Source organism: Mangrovibacterium diazotrophicum, from assembly GCF_003610535.1.
Lineage (GTDB): Bacteria > Bacteroidota > Bacteroidia > Bacteroidales > Prolixibacteraceae > Mangrovibacterium > Mangrovibacterium diazotrophicum.
This window is the reverse complement of record NZ_RAPN01000001.1, coordinates 2,284,303-2,306,792: the sequence shown is the minus strand read 5'-3', so window position 1 is coordinate 2,306,792 and position 22,490 is coordinate 2,284,303. Positions and strand designations below refer to the sequence as shown.

Genomic DNA, 22,490 nt, shown 5'->3' with positions numbered 1-22,490 from the left:
AATAACAGGATTCGACTATGAGCTTGAAGAAAATGTTTCGGGGAGAATCGACAAAGGCGGTGCATCCCATCACGTTTATGTTCTTGTACCTGCCGTTCGGAATTTTCAATGGCTACACCAGCGTGACCTTGGGATTTTTGCTGACGAAAGCAGGAGTTCCGTTGTCCGGGGTCGCTTCCATTGTGGCACTTCCGTATCTGCCAAACATTCTCAAGTTCTTATGGGCACCTTTGGTCGACACAACGCTGACGGTGAAGAAATGGTATCACATCGCCAATATTGGTACAGCAGCAGGTATTCTGGCAACGAGTGTGGTTCCCTTGAATTCAAGCTTTTTGCCGGTACTGATGGCGGTCGTACTCCTAACTGCCCTTGCTAATACCAATATTGCAATGACGACCGAGATCTTAATCGCGCAGGATGTTCCGGAAGAGGAAAAAGGACGTGCCGGTGGCTGGTTGCAAGCGGGCAATTTAGGAGGTTTTGGTGTTGGCGGCGGTGCCGGAATCTGGTTAGCCGAACGACTTTCAGCACCCTGGATGTCGGGAGCAATTATTGCTTTGATCTCGTTGTTGTGCGGTTTAGGCCTATTGTTTCTGAAAGAACCCGAGCCGTTTAAACGCGAAGAAAATTACCTGAAAACGGTTGGCATACTTCTCAAAGATATTTGGATATTGATCAAATCGCGGGCGGGATTTTTAGCTCTTGTCCTCTGTTTTTTGCCAATTGGTTCAGGGGCAGCTTCCAGCCTGTGGTCGTCCATTTCCGGCAATTGGAACGCATCGCCGGATGCCGTGGCATTGGCAGTGGGCGTTGTGGGGGGTGTTGCTTCGGCGGTTGGCTGCCTGGTTGGCGGGTGGATCTGCGACCGGATGGACCGCAAAAAAGCCTACATTCTATTTGGTTTGCTTGAGGGAGCGGTGGCGATCATGATGGCCATTAGCCCGCGCACACAACTCATGTTTGTCATCTGGACTTCCATTTATGCAGTGACGGTTGGTTTTGCTTATGCCGGATTTAGCGCATTCGTTTTGGAAGCAATCGGGAGAATGGGGGCGGCGACCAAATACAATGTTTTTGCTGCACTTTCGAACATACCGATCTACTTCATGATATTCGTTGATGAGTGGGCACATGGCAAGTGGAGCTCAACCGGACTGTTGATTGCCGAAGCCGTGATGCCGGTTCTGGGAGCGGCGTTGTTTATTTCGGTTTTTGTATTGAGCCGGATGAAACCTGCCGCAGTTCGGGAGGTTTGAGTTGGCGCGAATTAGGGTTGTCGACCTGTCTTGTTTGAAGACTATCCTAACTACAAAACGTTAAAAAGGAAGAATAAAATTGATATCACTTTGGGAAAAACTATTAAAGATGAAGAAGAAATTAGAACATGTATTGAGGAAAGGATCATTGCTGGTGTTAGGGAGTGTCCTGTTTGCGTGTAGCCCGAAACAGGCTAAAACGGTGGAAACAATTTATGAGCCGACATGGGAGTCGCTGGCCAAACACAATTCTGAGCCCGAGTGGTTTAAAGATGCCAAGTTGGGGATTTATTTCCATTGGGGAGTTTATTCGGTACCCGCTTTTCAGTCTGAGTGGTACCCGGCCTGGATGTATTATACAAACTTGCCCAAAGACCACAAGGGGGCAGTTGTTCACGATCACCATGTAGCTACTTACGGTGCCGATTTTGATTACCATGATTTCATTCCTCAGTTTACAGCGGAGAACTTTGATGCTGCAGATTGGGCTGGCTTGTTTGAAAAAGCAGGGGCTCGTTTTGCGGGGTTGGTGGCTCAACATCACGATGGATTCGCGATGTGGGACAGTAAAATCAATCACTGGAACGCTGCAGAAATGGGACCTCACAAGGATATCACGGGGGAGTTGCTCGCTGAGCTAAAAAAGCGCGACATAAAGACGATTACCACTTTTCATCATGCCCGCAATTTGCAACGCTATGCGAATGATAGCACTCACTGGGCGAATAGTGGTAACGTTGGAAACGACAGTCATTTTGCCTACGATCCCAACGCGGTAACCAGTACGACCGACGAAAAACTAAAGTACCTGTATGGCAACATTCCGGCTGACGAGTTTTATGATCGTTGGTTAGGACAGGTGAACGAGGTGGTCGATCAATACGCGCCGGACATGATCTGGTTCGATTCGTGGTTGGATAAAATCCCGGAAGAATATCGGGAAAAGATGCTGGCACACCACTATAATGCTGGCGAGAGTCGGGGCCAGGAGCCAATCGCTTTCTACAAACAGGAAGATTTGCCGGACAGCGTGGCGCTGATTGACATTGAACAGGGTGGTAAAACCGAAATCTCAGACAAATATTGGTTGACCGACATTACCATCAGCGATGGTAGCTGGTGTTATACGAACGGATTAAAATACAAGAAAGCTGACCTGATTATCCGTAACATGATTGATGTATGGAGTAAGAAGGGTGTAGTTTTGTTAAATGTATCACCAATGGCGAACGGCATCATTCCGCAAGAACAACGGGATGTGCTTCTGGAGATAGGCGATTGGATTAAGCGACATGAAGAAGCGGTGTACAACACACGGGCACATTCTGTGTTTGGTTATGGAATCGCTGAGTTTGAAAAAGGTCATTTTGGTGGTCAGTCGGCCACAATGAAATACTCGAAGGATGATGTTCGGTTTAGCAAATCGAAGGATGGAAATACCTTGTATGTGTATTTGTTGGGTATGCCTGATGCCAACCAGGAGCTGGAGCTGGAGCATGTGTTTGAACCCAACCCAGGACAAAACATTAAAGGTGTTCGTGTTGTAGGAAGTAGTATCGATCTGAAATGGTCAGTCGTCGACGATAAATTAAAAGTGACAACACCTGAGGCTGAAGCGATGGATGAAATTGCAACAGTACTCAAGGTCGAGTTTATATAGAAGAGCTAAGTAAACAAAGGGGACTTCAAACGGCCAGTTCCCTTTGTTTATTGACTTTTTGATATCATGCTCGCTTACCGCGTCCACGATACATGTAATAGGTCATAACCAGCTCCAGCGCCCGTTTAATAGCCTGGTTAATTTGGAGCTGCTCATTCGCCAGCCCAAAGTCAATTGCTGCCAGCTGCATGTAATATTCGCTCATGACGGGCGCTTTCACCAGCTGTTTGCTAGTTAGCTGCGCGTAGGGCGTACTTTCTTTAATTGGCTTGCAGGTAACCAGTCGGTTCTGTCCCATCTTGTCGCGGTTTGAAGCATATCCGAATAATCGACAGATAAGCCCGCGATAAGTATATTCGCTGCATCCGCCGGCGGCAGTTCCCAAAGCTGAGAAAAGAATGCACAAGTCATTCTCCGGGAGTTGTTCCAGACGATCGTAAACCTCGTCGGCACGTCCTTCCTTGTATAAAAAATAAGCCAGTGGTAAAAACTCAAGCGGACTGGCGCTGATGTCTTTTTTCAGGCAGCACAGGTGACACTTGGAGACACAGGTAATACCACTATTTTTGCCAAACTTTTGGGTGTGCAAAGCAGCATTCTTCAGGACTTTTTGCACGCGTTGAACTTTCCGGTACATAGAAATTGACGCACAAACACAATTAAGTTAATAAAATAATTTCGGGGACTCGGCTATCGGGATGGGCATCCTTGGATAGTGTGCACAAATCTAGTAAATTGTTGAATTCATTATGCTAGCCGGCGAAAAAATAAATTGCAGGGAATAGGTGATTGCAGGCAGATGAAAGAGTGGGAGGCAATGGCGTTGATGGAAGGTGCTCTTTTCAATAGCATTCCACCGCCTCCAGTGGCTTTCCTTTTTCGAATCTTCGAGGAGAGAAAAGGTCAAGCAAATTGATTGCAATCTTCAGTTTTAGGACGCCCCCGTGAGTTAAAACCTGAAATAGATGAACGGTTGTATATCCGAGGTTGAAACGTATTGAATGACGAGTACAACTGCCGCCGCAATGCAAACCTGAAGAACGAAGTGTTGGCGGATGAACCAGCCACGGATTTTTTCTTTGGCATCAAACGGAAACCAGATGAGCAGAAAGCCGAGCAGCAACATTCCCAGTGTCGGCAAATAGGTCATTACACCTTCCGAAGTGAGTTGTGGTATGAAGTGTTCCCGGAATTGGTAAAACATCCGGTAGATGGTTTCCTGGTCGGGTGCGCGAAAGAAAATCCAGGCCAGGCTCACCAGCTGAAAAGTCAGGAGTATGGAGCCAACCCGGAGCCATTTGTTGCTGCTTGGCCCGGACTTTGATTTCCGGAATTTCTGAATCATTTTCTCGACGGAAAGGCCAACGCCGTGAATACCTCCCCAAATGATGAAGCGCCAGCTGGCCCCGTGCCAGAGTCCACCCAACAGCATGGTGACAATCAGGTTCAGGTGTGTGCGGAACTTGCCTTTTCGGTTTCCTCCGAGCGGAATGTACAGGTAGTCGCGCAGCCACAGCGAAAGCGAGATATGCCAGCGATGCCAGAAATCCGAAAGGCCGTTGGCCGTGTAAGGCGCATTGAAGTTCACAGGTATCTTGTAGCCTAATATTAATGCCAGTCCGATCGCAATGTCGGTATAGCCGGAGAAGTCGCAATAAATCTGGATAGAGTATCCGTAAACGCCGAGCAGGTTTTCAAGTCCCGAATAAGCACCCGGTGCGTCAAAAATACGGTCGACAAAGTTCAGCGCCAGAAAGTCGGCAACGACCATCTTTTTGAAGAGCCCCTTTAGTATGAGGAAAGCAGCATGGCTCAATTCCGTATTGCTCAGGCGGTATTTCTGATAAAGTTGCGGTATGAAAGCTGCTGCCCGCACAATTGGTCCGGCAACGAGCTGCGGGAAAAAGCTCAGGTAAAAACTGAAATCGATTGGATTTCGAACGGCTTCAACCTTTCGGGTACGAACATCCGACAAATAGCTAATGGCCTGGAATGTGTAAAAGGAAATACCGATAGGAAGTACAATACTGTGCACATCGGCCATCCCGTCCGTGATCTGATTCAGGAACCAACCAAGCCAGTTGAAAACCTGGTAGTCGGTGTGAAAGGTGTTGTTAATGGTCTCCGTGAAAAAATAGGTGTATTTGAAGTAGATTAAAAGCAGCAAGTTGAAGCTCACCGAAAAGATCAGCCAGAAGCGGTTTTTTCGGTGTAGGTCGATTAGTCGGCCAAAACCGTAATTCGCCAGGCACGAGAAGATGAGCAGCGACAGGAATGCACCGTTCATCTGGTAATAAATGTACCAACTGATCAGCAGGAGGTAGCTGTTGCGCAGAATGCTTTTGCGGTAAAATAGGCTGTAAAAAGCAAGGGTGATGGCGAATGCAATCCAAAAAGCAACTTTGGTATAGAACAGCGGGTTGTGTTCCTGGTAGTGAATCAGCTGTTCCAGTATTTTCGTCAGTTGCTTTTCCATGCAGTGAGGCGACTGGTTTCAAATTCGGAAATAAACAGGTTGGCAAGCTCGCTGCCGATTTTTTCAGCTCCTTTTTCAGTGAAATGCACAAAGTCTTTTCGTCCCATCGGTGGATCTGCATTTACCCAACTGGCCATGCTGCCGATTCCTCCCATAAAGGCTTCGAGATCCCAAAATGCGCAGTGGTTTCTCATGGCAATGTCAAACTGAATTTGTTTGATTTGCTCAATGTTTTCATAGGAAACGAGCTCGCCGTCCTCGCGGTGTGCCATGTCAGACACGCCGATCACCAAAATCGGCACTCCGGGACACAGCTGCCGGATGATTCGGATTTGGCGATTAAACTGAGAACGGAAAATGGTATAGTTTTCCGAAAAATAGGGAACAACATTGACACCGAACTGCAGAACAAATAAATCAGGCTGTAGCATGTCCGTCATCGTTTTCAAGCCCGATCGGTCGGAACTGCTGAACGGCGGGTAGGAGAGTCCGCGCAAGGCAATATTGTCGACAAAAATGCCCGATTCACTTTCCAGCGAAAAGCCGGTGACGTAAAGGCTGTCCTTCGGCGCAAAAGTGAGTTTTAAATCATCGGGTGTATTTTTTAGCGGGATGCTCAAATCATGTAGTTCATTGGCCGCTGTAATCTGATTCTGAAAGATCGATTGCCCGGAGCGCAGTATTTCCACTGTACTTGTGTCGGTGGCATACAGGAACAAGCGGATTTGGTTGAAGTCTTCCTGTGGGGTCAGGAAGCGGAGCCGGTTGATCCGGAACCAGGCGTTGTCTTCTTCACCCTTTACAGCCAGCGAGTTTTTAAACAGGATACTTTTGTTTTTCCCGCGCATGTCTTTCATCGACTGGTTTTGCCAGTTTTCCGACATTGTCATGATGAGTTGGTGCGGTGGATTGTAATATTGGTCCGGGGCAATCAGGCCGGGGCCTTGTCCGCCGTAGCGGTTTTGCAGGCCCTTGCGCAAAGCAGATGTGATGTGGTCGCTCTCAATTTGCGAATCGCCAATGTAGAAAATACGAATTTGCTGTTTGTCGGGTGCCGGGTTGCCCAGTTTGTCGGCAATAGCCGAAAAGTGAAGCGAGTCGCCATCGGCAAATACAAATCCGCCGGATGAAGGGATGAAAGAAGAGATTGAATCGGAGATTTCTGGTTCTGATGCGATTGACAGGCGGTCGTCAAGCTCGACGGAATCTGTTGCGGCAAGTGGCTCATTCAGCACATCTTCGATCGAAATGCTGTCTTCCGGGATTACTTCAGCAACAGGCGTATGCAATTGTTCCTGGCTTCTGTTTGATTGATAAAAAGAAACCAGGAACAACAGCAATAATACACTTGATAAGAAAAGAAAGGCCCGTAAAGGTTTCATAGGTGCAATTTCGTCTTCGCTAAATGTAGCACGAAATTCGGGTCTTTGCAAATCAAATCTTTAACAATAAGCTTTTAGCTTTTGGGTTGAATCTTCAACTTTTGTCCGGGCTTAATGGTATTCCCCGACATGTTGTTCAGACGCATAATATCCTGGTTGGATACTCCCGGGAACCGGCGTGCAATCGACCATAAAGAATCTCCGCTGCGAACCGTGTAATATACAAATCCGCCTTCGGTGCTAACCTGTGCCGACGAGCTTGCCTGGCTGGTCATGCGGACGCTGCCCGATTGCGCATACTGTTCGCCTTTACCGGCCGGTACATAAACCACAATCTTTTGCCCAACGCGAATCAGGTTGCGGTGGATGTTGTTCCAATAGCGCAGGTCGTTGATGCGAACGTTGAAACGACTGGAAATGTAGCCCAGGTTATCGCCTGATTTCACCGTGTAAACGATGCGGTCTTTGCCGTTCACATCGGCTACGTAAGTAGTGCCTCGTTCTTTTGGAACCAAAATCTCGTTATTCGGGAAGAATTCATCACGACGAAGTGCGTAGACATTCTCTTCCATATCGATAAATTCAGCAATCTTTTCCAACGGTAATCTCAGCGTGTATGGTTTTTCCGCTTTTGCCGGAATGATGTCCAGACGGTATTGCGGGTTCAAACTTTGCAGTTCTTCCATCGGAACGTTCAGCGTTTCCGCAATTTGTTTAAAGTGCACATAGTTGCGAACCTGGATCGTATCGGTAACGATCGGGAAATCCGGATAGCGCGGGTGCAAATTGTGTTCCTGGTAGAAGTTCATCACGTAAGCTGCTGCGATGAATGCCGGTACATAGCCGCGGGTTTCACGAGGCAGGTAATAATAGATGGCCCAGTAATCCTTGGTGCCACCTGCACGACGGATCGCTTTGTTTACGTTACCTGGTCCGCAGTTGTAGGCGGCAATCACCAGGTGCCAGTTTTTATAAATCTGGTACAGATCGTTCAGGTACTTGGCAGCTGCCTCCGACGATTTTTCAGGATCGCGGCGATCATCTACAAAAGTGCTGATTTCGAGCTTGTACATTTTTCCTGTTCCGTACATAAACTGCCACAAACCAACGGCGTTGGCGCGCGAGCGAGCAGTAGGGTTCAGGGCCGATTCAATAATCGGCATGTATTTCAACTCCTGTGGCAGGTTGTATTTGTCGAGTTTTTCTTCAATCATGGGGAAGTAGAAGCTCGAAAGTCCGAGAATCGCTTCCGTCAATTGAGGACGACGTTGTGTGTATAGGTCGATGAAGTTTTTGACTGTTTTGTTGAAAGACAGATCTACGAAAGAATCCACGCTTTGCAAACGTTGCACATAAACAGAATCGGGCAATGAAGCCATATCTGAGCTTTCGTTTTCAGCTTCGAAAAAACTGGTGTCGTAAGAGTTTTGCATATACCACGAATGGTACAGGCTATCCATTTGCTGTGCGAACAGATCGTTCAGGTTTTCGTCCGGATAAGCATAAATTGAAGTGTATCCGTTGATGGTATCCAACGCCAATACTTCAATACGCTTAATTTGTTTGAGACTTGCTCTATCTGCTTTTTCAGCCATCACTGCGAGGCTGCCAATCGTGGTCAATAAAAGTAATACAATCGCTTTCTTCATTCTTCCCCTTTAAAATCGTATTTGAATATTAATACCCGGTAAAGCTTTCCCTGAACAATACATTGGACCGGGTGTCCAATTAAACGTCAGGTCATCCCCAATATCGAAATTGAAAAAGTGGGCGTCAACAGTTGCATCAATAATATTAAGCGCATAAAAAGCTGCCGACGCGATAATCATCAAATCCCGGTAACGTCTCGCTGAGTTTTTCGCATTGTTAAGCCGGGTTGTGAATTGAGAGACTTGGCTGGAGTTATCCCAGTCCCAGCTTCCCTCAATTGCCAGATCTTTGAAGGAGTTTGTGTTCGGGTCGTCGTCAACGATATCGGAATAAGCCTGCTTGTAAAGCACGTAATAATTGTTATTCCAGTTGATCGCGTAACCGAAGCCGATAAAACCTCCGTAAATTAGCGGGACCTTCCAGTATTTCTTGTTGTAAATTTGCCCCAGGCCTGGCAATACTGCCGAATAAATCGTCGCCTTGCGCGGCGAGTGCTCCTTTTCCGGTTGTTGAACGGGAATTGTATCGGCTTCAAACTCTACCTGTGCAAATGAACAAAATCCTGTTGCCAAAAACAGGATGATAAAAACGGATATTCTTAAATGCCTCAATTTTCTGTTTGTTTGCAATCGTTTAGTGGCCCAGTTTATCCAGAATACCCATTATGCGCTCCAAGTCTTTGGTCGATCCGAATGGGATAACGATTTTTCCCTTCCCTTTATTGTTGAGAGAGAAGTCAACTTTTGTGCTAAAAAATTGACTCAGGTGCTGTTGAAGCTCTCCGTACTCCTGCGGATATTTTTCCTTTTGAGGAGCAGCTTCTTCTTTTGGTTGTTCTGTTGGCTGCGCTCCCAGGTTGCGAACGATCTCTTCAACTTTACGAACTGACAGGTCTTCATCCAGAATCAGTTCATAAATTGACAGCTGATCTTCCGGATTCGGGATATTAACCAACGCACGGGCATGGCCCATCGAAATGGTTTTGTCGATAATTCCTTTTTGGATGAGCGTTGGCAGTTTCAGCAAGCGCAGGTAGTTTGAAATGGTGGAGCGTTTTTTACCAACGCGCTCACTCAACACTTCCTGGGTTAACTTGCATTCTTCAATCAATCGCTGGTATGACAGGGCAACCTCGATGGCATCCAAGTCTTCGCGCTGGATGTTTTCCACCAAAGCCATTTCCAGCATGCCGTCGTCTTCGGCGGTGCGAACATAGGCAGGAACTGTTTTCAGTCCGGCCAGTTTCGATGCACGGAACCGACGTTCTCCGGCAATAATCTGGTATTTATCGTCATCAACCTTGCGAAGCGTGATTGGCTGAATAATACCAATCTCCTTGATCGAGGCCGACAATTCCTGAAGGGCCGTTTCGTCAAATTTGGTTCGGGGTTGAAAAGGGTTTGCTTCAATATTTTCAATCGGGACTTCGTTAATCGACGATGATACCGGCACTTCTCTTGTTGTGTCTGCGTCGTCAATCAGTGCGCCTAAACCTCGTCCCAATCCGGTTCTTTTAGCCATAATGTTCTGTGCTCTTTTTCTTTTTATTCAATAACTTTCTCCGAATTCTTGATCTTGGTCAGATCATTCTTTTGTAAAATCTCACGGGCAAGATCCATATAGCTGGTAGCTCCTTTCGAAGCGGCATCGTACAAAACAGCCGGAATACCAAAACTTGGGGCCTCGCTTAACTTGATGTTACGGTTGATGAGCGTTTCAAAAACCATATCACCAAAGTGGGTCCGTACTTCCTCCAAAACCTGGTTGGCCAGGTTCAGGCGAGAGTCATACATGGTCAGCAGGAATCCTTCAATTTCAAGGTCCGGATTCAACCGGGTTTGGATGATTTTGATGGTGTTCAACAATTTTCCTAACCCTTCCAAGGCAAAGTACTCGCATTGCACCGGAATAATGATGGAGTCGGCAGCGGTCAACGCATTTACGGTGATTAGTCCAAGCGAAGGTGAACAGTCGATCAGGATAAAATCGTAATCGTCCCGAATTTGGTTGATCACAGTTTCCAACACTTTTTCGCGGTTCGGCAGGTTCAGCATTTCAATCTCGGCACCTACCAAATCGATGTGTGAAGGGATCAAATCGAGTCCGTTAATCTCTGATTTCAGAATGATTTTTCGCGGGTCAATTTCTTCAACAATACACTCGTAAATACTTGTTTTGACATTCTTCACATCGAAGCCAATTCCGGAAGTGGCATTAGCTTGAGGGTCAGCGTCAATAATCAATACTTTTTTCTCTAGAACAGCCAAGCTGGCAGCCAGGTTGATGGCTGTCGTTGTCTTTCCGACGCCCCCTTTTTGATTTGCTAAAGCGATTACTTTTCCCATAGGTTTCTTTCCTCTTTTTGCTGAGTTTCAAAGTTAATATTTTATGTGAAAATGCTTCTTAACTTGAAAAATTAATCAATTAAAACCGGAAAGAGCCGGACGGATTTCCGCTATGATGGTCGGAAGTTTTCTGGCTTTTTCGTTGAGTGCAAAAATAATATTTTTTGGATCGCCGTGCCGGATTTACAATTTTTAACCAACCTTTTGTTTATGCTACATGGGATCAACATCGGCGTAAGCCACCAGACCCGCATTGTTGGGCTGGGTTTTGATCGATTTTATTTCTTCGAGTATTTTTTTCTTCGACGACATGAGTTTTTGGTCGCGCTCCAATTTTACCCAGATTTCTTTCTGGTACCAGCTTTGAATTCGGCCGACCAATGGGTATTCGGGTCCCAAAATATTGAAGCCGAAAAGTTTCCGGAGTTTGGCTGCCATTTGATTGGCTGCCAGGTTGAGGCGGTCGCGATTTTTGTGTTTCAAAACAACCTTCACCAACCTGAAGTAGGGCGGGTACTTGAAAAGCTGCCGTTCGGACATTTGGCGGTTGAAAAGCTGGATGAAATTGTGCTCGGCGACCTCCAGTAAAACAGGGTGCTTCGGTTGCGTGGTCTGGATGATCACTTTTCCTTGTTTGTTTTTGCGTCCGGCGCGGCCGCTCACTTGGGCGATCAATTGGTACGAACGCTCGAACGACCGGAAGTCGGGGTAGTTCAGCAACTGATCAGCATTCAGAATACCCACCACGCTCACGTGATCGAAATCGAGCCCTTTGGTTACCATTTGGGTTCCCACAAGGATGTCGATTTGTTTGCTTTCGAACTGGTAAATCAGGCGCTCATAGGCTTTTTTGGCCCGGGTACTGTCCATATCCATGCGGGCAATGCGCGCCTCTGGGAAGATGAGCGAAAGTTCTTCTTCAATTTTCTCCGTCCCAAAGCCGCGTGTCTTTATGTCTTCGGAATGGCACTCGCCGCATCCGTCAGGTAACGATTGCGTGTGACCGCAGTAGTGGCAAACCAGCGCTGAAAGGTGCTTATGATAGGTGAGGCTGACGTCGCAGTTTTTGCATTTCGGAATCCAGCCACAAGTGCCGCATTGCAGGTAGGGGGCGAAACCCCGTCGGTTTTGAAAAAGAATAACCTGCTCTTCGTTTTTCAATGCTGTTTCTATCGAATCGTACAGATCCGGGGTGAGCAGCGATTTCATTTGCTTGCGCTTGGTAGCTTCCCGAACATCGGCAATCACCATTTCTGGCAAGCTTATGTTTTGGAAGCGCTCCTTCATCTCAACCAAAGCGTATTTGTTGGTTTTGACGTTGAAGTAGCTCTCGAACGAAGGGGTTGCGGTCCCCAAAATCACCTGTGCCCGATGAATCTGGGCCAACACAACGGCCACGTCCCTTGCATTGTAGCGTGGCGATGGATCGAACTGTTTGTAGCTGTTTTCGTGTTCCTCGTCAACGATGATCAGCCCCAGGTTGCGGAAGGGCAACAATGCTGCCGATCGTGCGCCAATGATGATTTCGAACGATTTTTCGCGCTCGTGCAGGGTGTTCAGCCAAATTTCAACACGCTCCGAATCGTTGAAGCGCGAATGGTAAATGCCGGCTTTGTCGCCAAAAGCGCGTTTCAGCCGGTTGATGAGCTGTGTGGTCAACCCAATCTCCGGAACCAGGTAGAGCACTTGTTTTCCCAGTGCCAGTTGTTCCTCAATCAGTTTGATGTACACTTCGGTTTTCCCGCTGGCGGTAACGCCATGCAGTAAGACCGGTTTGCCGGTTGGTTGGTATTGTTTGATTTCTGAAAAGGCTTTGTTTTGCGCCTCGTTCAGGTCGAATATCTTTTGCTCTCCATCACTGCTGAAATCCAGTCGGCCGACTTCAATTTCCTGCAAATGCAGGAATTCCTTTTCCAGCAGCGTTCGCAACACGGTGTCGCTAATCCCACTTTGCTCCAACAGTTCTTTCTTGGCGATGTTGGGCCTTTTTTCTTCATGGTACAAGGTTTCCGCCAGGAAGAATTCGAGCAGTTGCTGTTGTTTTTTCGCTTTTTTCAGGCTTTCAAGTGCTTCCCGAATCGCGTTATCATTGGCCAGTTTTGGGTGCAAAAAAATGAAGGGCTGCACTTTGGCTGAATAGGAATCCGCGAGCTTTTCTTCAATTAAAACCGCATTCTTTTCCAGTAATATTTTCAGCGTTGACAGTGCCGATTTTTTCCCGAGGAATTTATTGATGCTTTGAATATTAGCCTGCCCGTGTCCCTGTAACATCAGCAGCAGTGCTTCTTCCTCGCCTGGCATGTCAACAGGCATATTGAAGTTGGGGTTGAAGCTCACCTTAGTCTGGCTCTCCAGCTTCAGCGCCGACGGAAGTGCCGCTTTGTACACTTCGCCCATGGTGCAGCAATAGTAGTCGACCATCCATTCCCATAAAATAATCTGGGCGGGGGTGATGATGGGCTCCGGATCCAGAATGGCATCAATATCCTTGATGTCGAAGGAGCCGACCGGCATGTTGTTGTGCAACTTATAAACGAGTGCGGAGAAAAATTTGCGGGCGCCGAATTGTACAATTACCCGAACACCTACTTTGATGTTGGCTTGAAAATCGGCGGGAATCCGGTAGGTGAACATGTCACCCAGGGGGAGGGGCAATATGACATCGGCAAAAAGTTGTTCCGTCATGGTGTTACAAACTTCGCAAAATTTATTCAGTTAAGCTTGGTTACGCTGCGAACTGTTGATAACTTCTGCCTCGGAAATGCGGATAACAAAAATCCCCGCTGGCTAAGCGGGGATTGTGTTTAAATATTGATAATGCTTTGAATGTGTATCAGATCTTCGTCGATGCTGTGGTTCAGCTTGACGGCTTTGTTGAACGGAACGTGATCAACAATGAAGTTTTTCACTAACCCGATCATGATGCTCTTCTGATCGTCGAGCAGAGCTTCAACAGCAGCAACACCCATTTTTGTTGCGGCAATCCGGTCGCGTGCCGATGGTTTTCCACCGCGTTGAATGTGTCCTAGAATGGAAACTCGAACGTCCAGGTTGGGGTAGTTGTCTTCAACGGCCTTGGCTATTTTAATAACGCGTCCGGTTTCGCCACCTTCGGCGACAATCACAATGCCACTTCGGTCTTTTTCTTTGTACCCCTTTTTCAGGAACTGATCCAGTTCTTTCTCCAAAATCTTGGCTTCCGGAATCAGGATGGCTTCAGCGCCTACTGCAATGCCTGCACTCAGAGCCAACAAGCCTGCTTCACGTCCCATTACTTCGATGAAGAAAAGTCGGTCGTGCGATGCAGCGGTGTGGCGGATTTTATCCACAGCTTCAACAACGGTATTCAGGGCCGTGTCGTAGCCAATGGTGTAATCCGTTCCGTACATGTCGTTGTCGATGGTTCCGGGAATACCTACAAAAGGAATATCATACTCCTGCGAAAAGATCAGTGCTCCGGTAAACGAACCGTCACCACCAATAACCACACAGGCATCGATGCCTTCTTTTTTGAGGTTTTGATAGGCTTTTTCACGGCCGGCTTCGGTGCGGAATTCCATACTTCGGGCGGTTTTCAGAACAGTGCCGCCACGGTGTAGAATACCACTCACATCACGGGTACGCAATGGTACAAAATCACCATCAATCATTCCCTGGTAGCCATGACGGATACCTACTACTTTTAATTTGTTTGAAATGGCCGCACGTGTTACGGCACGGATAGCGGCATTCATGCCGGGAGCGTCGCCACCTGAGGTGAGCACGCCTATTTTTTCAAGCTTTTTGCGTTTCATATTACAGCTTTTACTCTTGGTTCCACAATTATCATCCCGCATTTCTTATCCATTTAGAGTCAGCCAATATTCTCCAAATAGCATCAATTCAGGCCTTATTCAGGTCGTAGTAAGTTGAGTTGAGCAATCGATTGCGCAAATTTAATACTTCCGAAGAAATAACCTTCATTTTATGCTCTACAATATATTTAGAGGGCGCAAAGTAAATTGCTTTAAGGGATAGCTAATGTATCTGTGGTGGAAAAAGTTAATAAGCTTAATGTTGACTTAATCTTTTGTCAATTTGTTGGAAATTTTTTCCATAATCCATCTTGGGGTGGATGTTGCTCCTGTTATGCCGACAGAATGTTTGCCCTTGATCCACTCACTTTGCAGCTCGTCAACGTCGGAAATAAAGTAGCTGTTTGGGTTCACTGATTTGCAGATTTCGAACAGCGCCTTGCCGTTCGAGCTCTTTTTCCCGCTCACAAAAAGGATGACCTCGTGTTGGGCGGCAAATTCTATCATGTGGGGAGCGCGGTGGGCAACTTGCCTGCAAATGGTGTCTTTAATATCGGTTTCAGCATTTACCAGCTCTTTGATCTTTTGCCCCAGGCGGTGAAAATCATCGAGTGATTTGGTGGTTTGTGAGAACACCAGAGTTGGTTTGTCAGCATTGATTTCGGCAATGTCGGCTTCGGTTTCGACGATAATCGCCAGGTTACCGGTTTGCCCGTTTAGCCCGTTGATTTCGGCATGGCCTTTTTTGCCGAGCAGGACCAATTGTCCTCCTTGGGCTTTGATGTCTTCGTAACCTTTGCGAACCCGCTGCTGCAGTTTTAGTACTACCGGGCAGGTGCCATCGATCAATTCAATGTTGTTTTTGCGGGCGTAGGCATAAGTTGCCGGCGGCTCGCCGTGTGCGCGCAGTAAAACTTTGCAGTTGCTGAGTTGGAAATATTTGTCGTGATTGATGGTGACCATCCCTAGCGCCTCGAGTCGGGCAACCTCTTGTTGGTTGTGAACGATATCGCCAAGGCAATAGATTTTTTCACCTTGCTGCAGTAGCCCTTCTGCTTTCTCGATGGCGTTAACTACGCCGAAGCAAAAACCGGATTTATCGTCAATCACTACTCTCATACAGATTACAAATTCCAAGGTCCAAATTCCAAAGTCAGATTTCAGGCCCTTTAAGCTGTGGTTAATTGTTGTACTTTTTGCAGGAGCCAGTCCAGCTGTTCTTCACGGGTAATGTCGCTATTGTCCAGCGTTAAGGCATCGTCGGCTTGTTTCAGCGGACTGACTTCGCGGCTCGAGTCGATGCGGTCGCGTTCGATCACATTCGCCAAAATCTCGTCGAAACTCACTTCCTGTCCTTTAGCGGTCAACTCGTCGTAGCGGCGTTGTGCCCGAACTTCGGGACGTGCAGTCATAAAGATTTTCAACTCTGCGGAAGGGAAAACCACGGTACCAATATCGCGGCCGTCCATCACGATGCCTTTGTTTTTACCCATTTCCTGTTGTAACTCAACCATGGCTTCGCGCACCTCTCGGATGGTTGCCACCGGGCTCACGTGTTGCGAAACCGGTAATTGACGGATTTCTTCCTCTACATTCTCGCCGTTCAGGTAGGTCTCGTTGCGGCGGTTTTCCGGGTTGAAGCGAAACTCAATTTTGATCTCATCCAAACGGTCAATCAGTCCTTGCTCATTGACTTCTCCGTCGACAGCGAGCTTGTTGCGCAAGGCGAACAAAGTAACCGCCCGGTACATAGCGCCACTGTCGATGTAGATGTAGCCCAGCTCTTTGGCGATTTGCTTGGCTACCGTGCTTTTTCCGCAAGACGAATGCCCGTCGATGGCAATGATAATTTTGGGTTGAGTCGCTTTTTCCATGCGAGCAAAGATAGACTTTTTGACCGGAAGCGCAGCCAGAAAATTATTCACAGGACGAGGTTGGTAATGGGCAGAGGGTGTCAGGAAATTGTGTCTCAACGCAGGTTGTTGTTCAGCCTGAACGCGATAGAAAAATGATTGCTGGATGAAGAAAGGTGATAGCGCGCTGAGCCGTAGTCGATACGGAAGCGTTTGATTTGGAAGCCGAAACCCCAGGAGAATCCGACGGTGGATTTTTTATCATTAAACATCAATTCCTGGCGGCGCTGAAAGTTGTAGCCTGCGCGTATGTTGAAGTTGGGCGAGGGGAGGAGCTCGACACCAAGTACCATATGGCGCATGAAAGCTTTTGTGAAGTTGTCTTCCTCGATGGTCGTCTCATAGCCATTGTCCACCTCTTCGGCCTGCGCCAGTTTCCAACGTTGCATGTGTTGCAGGGTTGCCGACAGGCGAAAGGGAGCGTGCGCGAGGCGTTTTGAAATACCGAACTGGATATCGAGCGGAATGCTTTCGCGGTCGCCGTTTTCGTAGTAGGTGGTGATTTGCGTTCCAACGTTTCGGATTACCAGCCCGATTGTGTTCAATTCATTTTGACTGGTGTATGCCGCTCCAAGGTCAAAAGCGATACCAATCGACTGGTACGATTCAAAGGACGAGAGGATTGGTTTCACTGTAAACCCTAATTTTACAGGGCCTGCTAAATGTGACCAACTCGCCAGAAGGGCATACTCAGCAGCGTGAAAGGTGCCGTCCTGCGTTCCATTTTCATCGGCCTTAATAAATTCACCGTAATTAATGTAGTGAATGCCAAAACTGAGAGGACCTATTTTTTCGGTATTGAGGGCATAAGCAGCGTAGCCATAATTGACGTCGGCAATGTAGTTGACGTAATTCGCCAAAATCGTTCCGGCCATTTCCGCATTGAGCAGCGCCGGATTGTTGTACGCAACGTTGAGGTCGAGCGGATCGTTCAGCGCAATCTGGTTGCCGCCGAGTGCCGCCATGCGTGCCGAATTGGTCAGGTTCAGGAACTCATAAGTGGACTCGCCGCCAATTTGTGCAAATAGCTGCACTGTGAGAAAAAGGAACGGAAGTATGACGAGTTTTCTGAGTTTCATGCGGTGTTGCCTGTTCGTTCGCTCAAAGATATTTGTTTATTCGTGATGAAAAAATTCAACAGTTACCGAACGAAAAGAATCGGGCAATATTGCTACCACTCACGTTTGGAGAGATCTTTTACGATGGCGAAGACAACCGGGCAAACTTCACAATTCTTCTTAGTCAGATTGAGGATCTGGTAGAAGCGGCTGCGATCGGTATGTGGGTATTCGCGGCAGGCACGCGGACGGTTTTCGTAAACGCAGCAGTAGTTGTCACCCATGAGAAACGGGCAAGGCGTTTGCTGAAAAACGTAGTCATTGTCCTCGTCCTTATAAAGGTAGCTGGCAATAAAGTCGGCCGGTTTCATGCGTTGGCTTTTGGCCAGGCGTTCCACATCTTTGTCAATAACAATCGGGCTGATACTTGAGCAGCAGTTCGCACAATCCAAACAATCGAACTGGTCGAAAGCCTCCTCGTGTAATTGCTGAACTATCGAATCCAGGTTCTTGGGCTTTTTCTTTTTCAGTTTCTGAAACAAAACCGAGAATTCCTGCCGGTTGTTGGCCGTCATTTCTTTCAGTTGTTCCGGTGTATGGTAAAGGATTTTGTCCACTGTTGCCGTTTATTATTTGCTGCAAAGATAAACCGATTACTGAAGCATAAAAAAGAAAAGGGTGCTGTGCCATGATGAGGCTGCAGCACCCTTTTATGGTGATTGCTAAATTTTATAAACTCTTCGGACTACTAATTCCGATAGGAATAATCAGTTTTACACTGATGTTGCGTCCCATGTTGTAATAACCTTCGCGTCCGGTTTCCGGATTGAGACCGGCGTATTTTAGTCGGCTCAAATGGCTTTGATACGCTTTGTCGGTCAGGTTGTTGCAGCTAATGTATAGCGAGGCGATTGTGCGTTTGTTGCTGGTGAAATCGGTTCCGATTCCTGCATCGAGCAATGTGTAGGCAGGCGTTGCTGTTTCGGTGTCGTAAGCAGCAAAGTATTTATCCTGTTTCCAGTTGTGGTCGATGCCGAAGCTCACCCATGCATTTTGCATCCAGTTGTTGATTTTTTTAATGTCCAGCTTGATTTCAGATCGCCAGCGCATTGGTGGAATCATGGGCAAATATTTAGCAGAGTCGGGCTGGTTTGACAGTGTTCCGCGGGTATACGATAAGGTATTCTGGAAGTGCAGGAAATCGAGCGGGTGTGGGTGGATGTCAACAAACAGCTCGCCACCATACAGGTGAGCTTTGCCGCCTGTGTATTTAAACACCGGAACATCGTCGATCAGCGAATCGGCTCCGGCTGTCGTATTCAGTTTGTGGCTGTAAATGTAGTTGTCGACCTGGTTGTTGAACAGGTTCAGCTCTGCCGATACGTGTTTGGTGTCGAGTCCGATTCCCCAGTCGATCTGGAAGCTGTTTTCCGGTTTAAGATCCGTGTTCCCGATTTCGTAGCTGAAAGTTCCTTCGTGAACGCCGTTCGAGCCCAGTTCTGCGATGTTCGGAGCACGGAAGCCACGTGACAGGTTTAACTTGGTGTAGGCTGTTTTGCTGATCTGGTAAGTAACACCCAAACTTCCGGATACGCCGGTGAACGAATCATTGAAGTCAGCGAAACGTTCTGTCGCATCAGCATCGGTTGACGTTGTGACTTCTTCGTCGCTGTTCAGGTAAAGTGCATCGCTATCCAGGTGGCGTCGGTCGAAACGGAGCCCTCCGCTAAAATCGAAATCACCGATTTGTTTGTGCGCGATGGCATAAACACCAAGATCGAAAAGCTGGTAAGCCGGAACCAAAAACTCGGTACCTTCATTTTTAGACTGTTGCCACATGCCGCCAACACCGCCGGTTAAGGACCAGTTATTGTCGGTCGATAAGCTGTATTTCAGGTCGTAGCTCAGCGTGTTCAGTTTTAAATACAAACCATATTCATCAGCCGATTCAAACTCCTTGCGGTTGTTTTGCTGAAAACCCACCAAAGCAACGAGGTTGCCCTGTCCCAGGTAAAACTTATTGTCCCAAACGGCTTTGTAGTGGTTTATTTCCTGATATGGAGCTCCCGGTTGATAGGATTTCGGATCGCGCTCAACTGCTTCTTCTGCTCCGCCATCTTCATCTTCCTCTGCTTCAACAATCCCTGGTTTTAGGTTGTATAGACTCAACTTCAGATGAGAAAAACCCCATGCGCGGTTCAGCCCGACTAAGGCACTCGCTGCATTTTCGCGAAAGGCTGAATTGCCAACCCAACCATCAATGTCGTTTTGATAATCGTGGGCACGTTTGCCGCTGACGCGAGCATCCCAGATAAAACCGTTTTGGTTACCCGATAGGTTTGCCGAGTACCCAAACAGGCCGTTGTTGCTTTGGTAGTTGGTGATCACATTTCCTTTGATGGTACCTGTTGGTAAAGTCGGAGCAGAAATCATGTTGATTACCCCGGCCATGGCATCGGAGCCAAAAGCTAAACTCGCAGGCCCTTTTAGAATTTCAACATGGTTAACACCGTATTCGTCAATTTCAACACCATGCTCATCACCCCATTGCTGCCCTTCCTGTCGGATTCCATCGACGACAACAATCACACGATTGTATCCCAGCCCGCGAATAACAGGTTTTGAGATGCCGGCCCCGGTTGTAATCTGCGAAACGCCCGGTTGTTTGGCCAGTGCGTCAATAATGTTGGTCGATGTGTTTTGAAGTAATTCGGTTTTCGGAACAACCGCAATTGGTGCGGGCGTGCGTTTTTGCTCTGTTAAACCGGGTTGCCCGGTGATGACTACCTCTGAAATTTCGGTAACCGATTCACTCAGCTCAAAGTCCATATTGGAGATGTGTCTGAGGTCTATCACTTTAGTGATCGACTCGTAGCCAATTAAGCTAATTTGAACGGTTAATTTTGAAGCTGGTAGGTTTTTAATGCTGAAATTTCCCTGGTCGTCGCTAAGCGCACCCACCCGGATTTCGGGAAAGTAAATGGTAACTGCCGGAAGCGCTTCTTGGGTTTTTGCGTCGGTTATTTTACCGCTGAGTTCTGTTTTCGAGCTACTGTCGCTGGGCAGTGCCATTGCCGTTTGAACAAATAATAAAAAGAGGCTTATAATTGAAATTATCTGTGTTTTCATATGTGTTTTATATCTCGTGTATAGCGGTCGCAGCACCATCGCCTTTGCGTACGTTTCGAATGTTGCGACACCTTTTTCTTGGCAGCTTGCTGTTTTCTGGTTGCCTGTTAAAATGAATAAATATGATTGTTAGGTCATAACAAAGCATGACATAACAAGTTAAGTCTTTTCCTTTAATCGGTTAAAGGGAAAACTTTGTCTGTTCGAAAATAATTTGCAGAAAATCAGGCTGTCGGGGGACCCCGGAGCGAAAAATGTCGGATTTCTTCGGTGTGGACTTTTTCCGGTAACGGAGCAATTTCGACCGGGTAGGCAAAGCGGTAAACCGAAGGCGAAAATGTAGGTTCACTGATGAAGCTGACCAGCACATAGTCGCAAATCGGACAGTCCGGTTCGGGCTGATCGATAGCGGGGCCATTGGTGTCGCAGCTGCAGCAGTGTTCATGGGTCGGCGCCTCGTGCACGTGGAAAGTTTTGCTCGCCATTGGGTAGACGAACAAAAGCAAGTGGCTTGCGACCAGCAGAATTAAATTTATTTGCTTCAGTTTTCTCATTTCAGTTCTAAGAAACACCGAACGGGTCTAAGTGTTCTTGAGGCGACAAAAATATTCAAAATTTATTTAACCGGCATTAAATTTCGATATTCGATATCTCGACAGGTTTGGTTGCCCTCAGCTTTTTGCGTTTTAGTTGGGCGAGGAAAAGGCCGCTGATAACAATCACAATTCCTACTACTTTCTGGGCGTTGATTTCTTCGCCTAGGATGAAAAACGAAAAGATGACCACAAATACCGGCATCACATTAATAAACATGTTCGATTTGTTGATCCCGAGGTGACGAATGCTGTAGGTGAAAAAGATGAATCCCAGGATCGATGCGAAGATCGCTAGTTTGACGATCGCCATGAACGCTTCCTGGTTGAATGGTGTTTGGAATGTTTTGTTGGCTTCGAAGATTGCCCAAAAGGGCAGAAACATGAATGCGCCAAACAGGTTCTGATAACTGATGATGGTGTATCCGTTGTAATTGTGCGTCAGTTTTTTCAGGATGATGGCATAGCCGATGGTCGAAAGAACGGCTAAAAATTCAAGTGTCACACCCAGCGGAGAAGCCGAGAATTTAAACGAATTGTCGAGCACGACCAGCGAAACGCCGACAAAAGAGATGCTCAGGCCGACGAAATTTGCCCAGCTCATTTTTTCCTTGTGAAAATACCAGGCGGCCAATGGCGTGAAAAGCGGAATGGTGGCCACAATCACTGCGGCAACCGTTGGCGACACATACTTCAACCCGAAGCTTTCGCCCATGAAATAAAGGAAAGGTTCGAAGAAGGAAAGCAGGAACATCCATTTTAAGTCGCCCGATTGAATGGATTGCAGTTTACCGATGATTTTGGCAATGACAAACATGATGGCTGTGGCGAGACTGAGCCGGATCAGCACAACGGTCATCGGATCGTACGCTCTGTAAGCCACTTTGAACCACACAAACGAGAAGCTCCAAAAGAACATGGCTAAAAGGGCTGCTCCAAAGTATTTCAGGTTGTTGTTTTGCATTTTCAGGATTGATTCAATCGACAAAAGTAGATATAAAATTGATTCTCAAACATGCAATTTGTTAGCGATTCGGCTTCTTGATACTTCATGTATAATCAAGTGAAATAGTCGTCAATGTTTGACCAAATTGTCATAAATACAAATAAGAGAAAAAGATCTCAAAAGAATTATTATGTATATTTATAACATAAATGTAATATCTGCCTATTGACTTTTTGAGTTAATGTTCATATTTTTTAATTCCTGGTTTTTTGTAAGTGTTTGATA

General features: G+C 47.0%; 18 protein-coding genes. 2 read left to right on the top strand and 16 right to left on the bottom strand.

Annotated features, from left to right (window positions below):
- Positions 1 to 17: 17 nt before the first annotated feature.
- Positions 18 to 1,259, top strand: a complete 1,242-nt coding sequence (locus BC643_RS09105) for an MFS transporter (RefSeq protein ID WP_120272786.1) — start codon at positions 18 to 20, stop codon at positions 1,257 to 1,259.
- A 109-nt stretch (positions 1,260 to 1,368) separates the two neighbouring features.
- Positions 1,369 to 2,919 carry an alpha-L-fucosidase gene (locus tag BC643_RS09100; RefSeq protein WP_120272785.1) on the top strand — a complete coding sequence of 517 codons (1,551 nt, stop codon included), beginning with the start codon at positions 1,369 to 1,371 and terminating at the stop codon, positions 2,917 to 2,919.
- Positions 2,920 to 2,983: 64 nt separating this feature from the next.
- Here BC643_RS09100 and BC643_RS09095 read toward each other — a convergent pair whose 3' ends face one another.
- The 16 genes from BC643_RS09095 to BC643_RS09020 all read right to left on the bottom strand — a co-directional run bounded on the left by BC643_RS09095 (position 2,984) and on the right by BC643_RS09020 (position 22,223).
- A complete protein-coding gene (locus BC643_RS09095) occupies positions 2,984 to 3,556 on the bottom strand; it encodes a YkgJ family cysteine cluster protein (RefSeq protein ID WP_120272784.1) in 573 nt (190 codons plus the stop codon).
- 312 nt (positions 3,557 to 3,868) lie between these two features.
- A complete protein-coding gene (locus BC643_RS09090) occupies positions 3,869 to 5,395 on the bottom strand; it encodes an MBOAT family O-acyltransferase (RefSeq protein ID WP_211338021.1) in 1,527 nt (508 codons plus the stop codon).
- Positions 5,380 to 6,777 (bottom strand): GDSL-type esterase/lipase family protein, encoded by a 1,398-nt coding sequence (locus BC643_RS09085; protein ID WP_120272783.1) that lies wholly within the window; start codon positions 6,775 to 6,777, stop codon positions 5,380 to 5,382. The genes BC643_RS09090 and BC643_RS09085 overlap by 16 nt, the downstream gene beginning before the upstream one ends.
- Positions 6,778 to 6,851: 74 nt before the next feature.
- The gene (locus tag BC643_RS09080; RefSeq protein ID WP_211338020.1) at positions 6,852 to 8,426 is read right to left on the bottom strand and encodes a lytic transglycosylase domain-containing protein; all 1,575 of its coding nucleotides are present in this window, start codon (positions 8,424 to 8,426) and stop codon (positions 6,852 to 6,854) included.
- A gap of 9 nt (positions 8,427 to 8,435) precedes the next feature.
- A complete protein-coding gene (locus BC643_RS09075; protein WP_147377184.1) occupies positions 8,436 to 9,038 on the bottom strand; it encodes a DUF5683 domain-containing protein in 603 nt (200 codons plus the stop codon).
- 22 nt (positions 9,039 to 9,060) lie between these two features.
- Complete coding sequence (locus tag BC643_RS09070; protein WP_120272781.1) at positions 9,061 to 9,948, bottom strand: ParB/RepB/Spo0J family partition protein; 888 nt, start codon at positions 9,946 to 9,948, stop codon at positions 9,061 to 9,063.
- Between the two features lie 23 nt (positions 9,949 to 9,971).
- On the bottom strand, positions 9,972 to 10,772 hold the full coding sequence (locus BC643_RS09065) for a ParA family protein (protein WP_120272780.1): 801 nt from the start codon (positions 10,770 to 10,772) through the stop codon (positions 9,972 to 9,974).
- Between the two features lie 213 nt (positions 10,773 to 10,985).
- The gene (gene priA / locus BC643_RS09060) at positions 10,986 to 13,457 is read right to left on the bottom strand and encodes a replication restart helicase PriA (protein ID WP_120272779.1); all 2,472 of its coding nucleotides are present in this window, start codon (positions 13,455 to 13,457) and stop codon (positions 10,986 to 10,988) included.
- Between the two features lie 119 nt (positions 13,458 to 13,576).
- Positions 13,577 to 14,566: a 6-phosphofructokinase gene (gene pfkA, locus BC643_RS09055; protein ID WP_120274218.1), complete on the bottom strand. Its 990-nt coding sequence runs from the start codon at positions 14,564 to 14,566 to the stop codon at positions 13,577 to 13,579.
- A 267-nt stretch (positions 14,567 to 14,833) separates the two neighbouring features.
- Positions 14,834 to 15,685, bottom strand: a complete 852-nt coding sequence (locus tag BC643_RS09050; protein ID WP_120272778.1) for a 4-hydroxy-3-methylbut-2-enyl diphosphate reductase — start codon at positions 15,683 to 15,685, stop codon at positions 14,834 to 14,836.
- A gap of 50 nt (positions 15,686 to 15,735) precedes the next feature.
- Entirely contained in the window at positions 15,736 to 16,539 is an 804-nt protein-coding gene (gene cmk, locus BC643_RS09045; protein ID WP_262697249.1) for a (d)CMP kinase, read from the bottom strand.
- Entirely contained in the window at positions 16,536 to 17,558 is a 1,023-nt protein-coding gene (gene porQ, locus BC643_RS09040) for a type IX secretion system protein PorQ (RefSeq protein ID WP_120272777.1), read from the bottom strand. Before porQ ends, cmk begins: the two co-directional genes overlap by 4 nt.
- A gap of 92 nt (positions 17,559 to 17,650) precedes the next feature.
- Positions 17,651 to 18,154: a YkgJ family cysteine cluster protein gene (locus tag BC643_RS09035; RefSeq protein ID WP_245994897.1), complete on the bottom strand. Its 504-nt coding sequence runs from the start codon at positions 18,152 to 18,154 to the stop codon at positions 17,651 to 17,653.
- Between the two features lie 112 nt (positions 18,155 to 18,266).
- On the bottom strand, positions 18,267 to 20,666 hold the full coding sequence (locus BC643_RS09030) for a TonB-dependent receptor (RefSeq protein ID WP_120274215.1): 2,400 nt from the start codon (positions 20,664 to 20,666) through the stop codon (positions 18,267 to 18,269).
- A 224-nt stretch (positions 20,667 to 20,890) separates the two neighbouring features.
- Complete coding sequence (locus BC643_RS09025) at positions 20,891 to 21,220, bottom strand: hypothetical protein (RefSeq protein ID WP_120272776.1); 330 nt, start codon at positions 21,218 to 21,220, stop codon at positions 20,891 to 20,893.
- Between the two features lie 76 nt (positions 21,221 to 21,296).
- Entirely contained in the window at positions 21,297 to 22,223 is a 927-nt protein-coding gene (locus BC643_RS09020) for a DMT family transporter (RefSeq protein ID WP_147377183.1), read from the bottom strand.
- Positions 22,224 to 22,490 lie beyond the last annotated feature (267 nt).

Coding starts and splice junctions, on each gene's coding strand:
- BC643_RS09025 (WP_120272776.1), bottom strand. CDS start 21,220: ATGAGAAAACTGAAGCAAATAAATTTAATTCTGCTGGTCGCAAGCCAC.
- BC643_RS09050 (WP_120272778.1), bottom strand. CDS start 15,685: ATGAGAGTAGTGATTGACGATAAATCCGGTTTTTGCTTCGGCGTAGTT.
- BC643_RS09095 (WP_120272784.1), bottom strand. CDS start 3,556: ATGTACCGGAAAGTTCAACGCGTGCAAAAAGTCCTGAAGAATGCTGCT.
- BC643_RS09105 (WP_120272786.1), top strand. CDS start 18: ATGAGCTTGAAGAAAATGTTTCGGGGAGAATCGACAAAGGCGGTGCAT.
- BC643_RS09030 (WP_120274215.1), bottom strand. CDS start 20,666: ATGAAAACACAGATAATTTCAATTATAAGCCTCTTTTTATTATTTGTT.
- BC643_RS09085 (WP_120272783.1), bottom strand. CDS start 6,777: ATGAAACCTTTACGGGCCTTTCTTTTCTTATCAAGTGTATTATTGCTG.
- BC643_RS09070 (WP_120272781.1), bottom strand. CDS start 9,948: ATGGCTAAAAGAACCGGATTGGGACGAGGTTTAGGCGCACTGATTGAC.
- pfkA (WP_120274218.1), bottom strand. CDS start 14,566: ATGAAACGCAAAAAGCTTGAAAAAATAGGCGTGCTCACCTCAGGTGGC.
- BC643_RS09100 (WP_120272785.1), top strand. CDS start 1,369: ATGAAGAAGAAATTAGAACATGTATTGAGGAAAGGATCATTGCTGGTG.
- porQ (WP_120272777.1), bottom strand. CDS start 17,558: ATGAAACTCAGAAAACTCGTCATACTTCCGTTCCTTTTTCTCACAGTG.
- BC643_RS09090 (WP_211338021.1), bottom strand. CDS start 5,395: ATGGAAAAGCAACTGACGAAAATACTGGAACAGCTGATTCACTACCAG.
- BC643_RS09065 (WP_120272780.1), bottom strand. CDS start 10,772: ATGGGAAAAGTAATCGCTTTAGCAAATCAAAAAGGGGGCGTCGGAAAG.
- priA (WP_120272779.1), bottom strand. CDS start 13,457: ATGACGGAACAACTTTTTGCCGATGTCATATTGCCCCTCCCCCTGGGT.
- BC643_RS09020 (WP_147377183.1), bottom strand. CDS start 22,223: ATGCAAAACAACAACCTGAAATACTTTGGAGCAGCCCTTTTAGCCATG.
- BC643_RS09080 (WP_211338020.1), bottom strand. CDS start 8,426: ATGAAGAAAGCGATTGTATTACTTTTATTGACCACGATTGGCAGCCTC.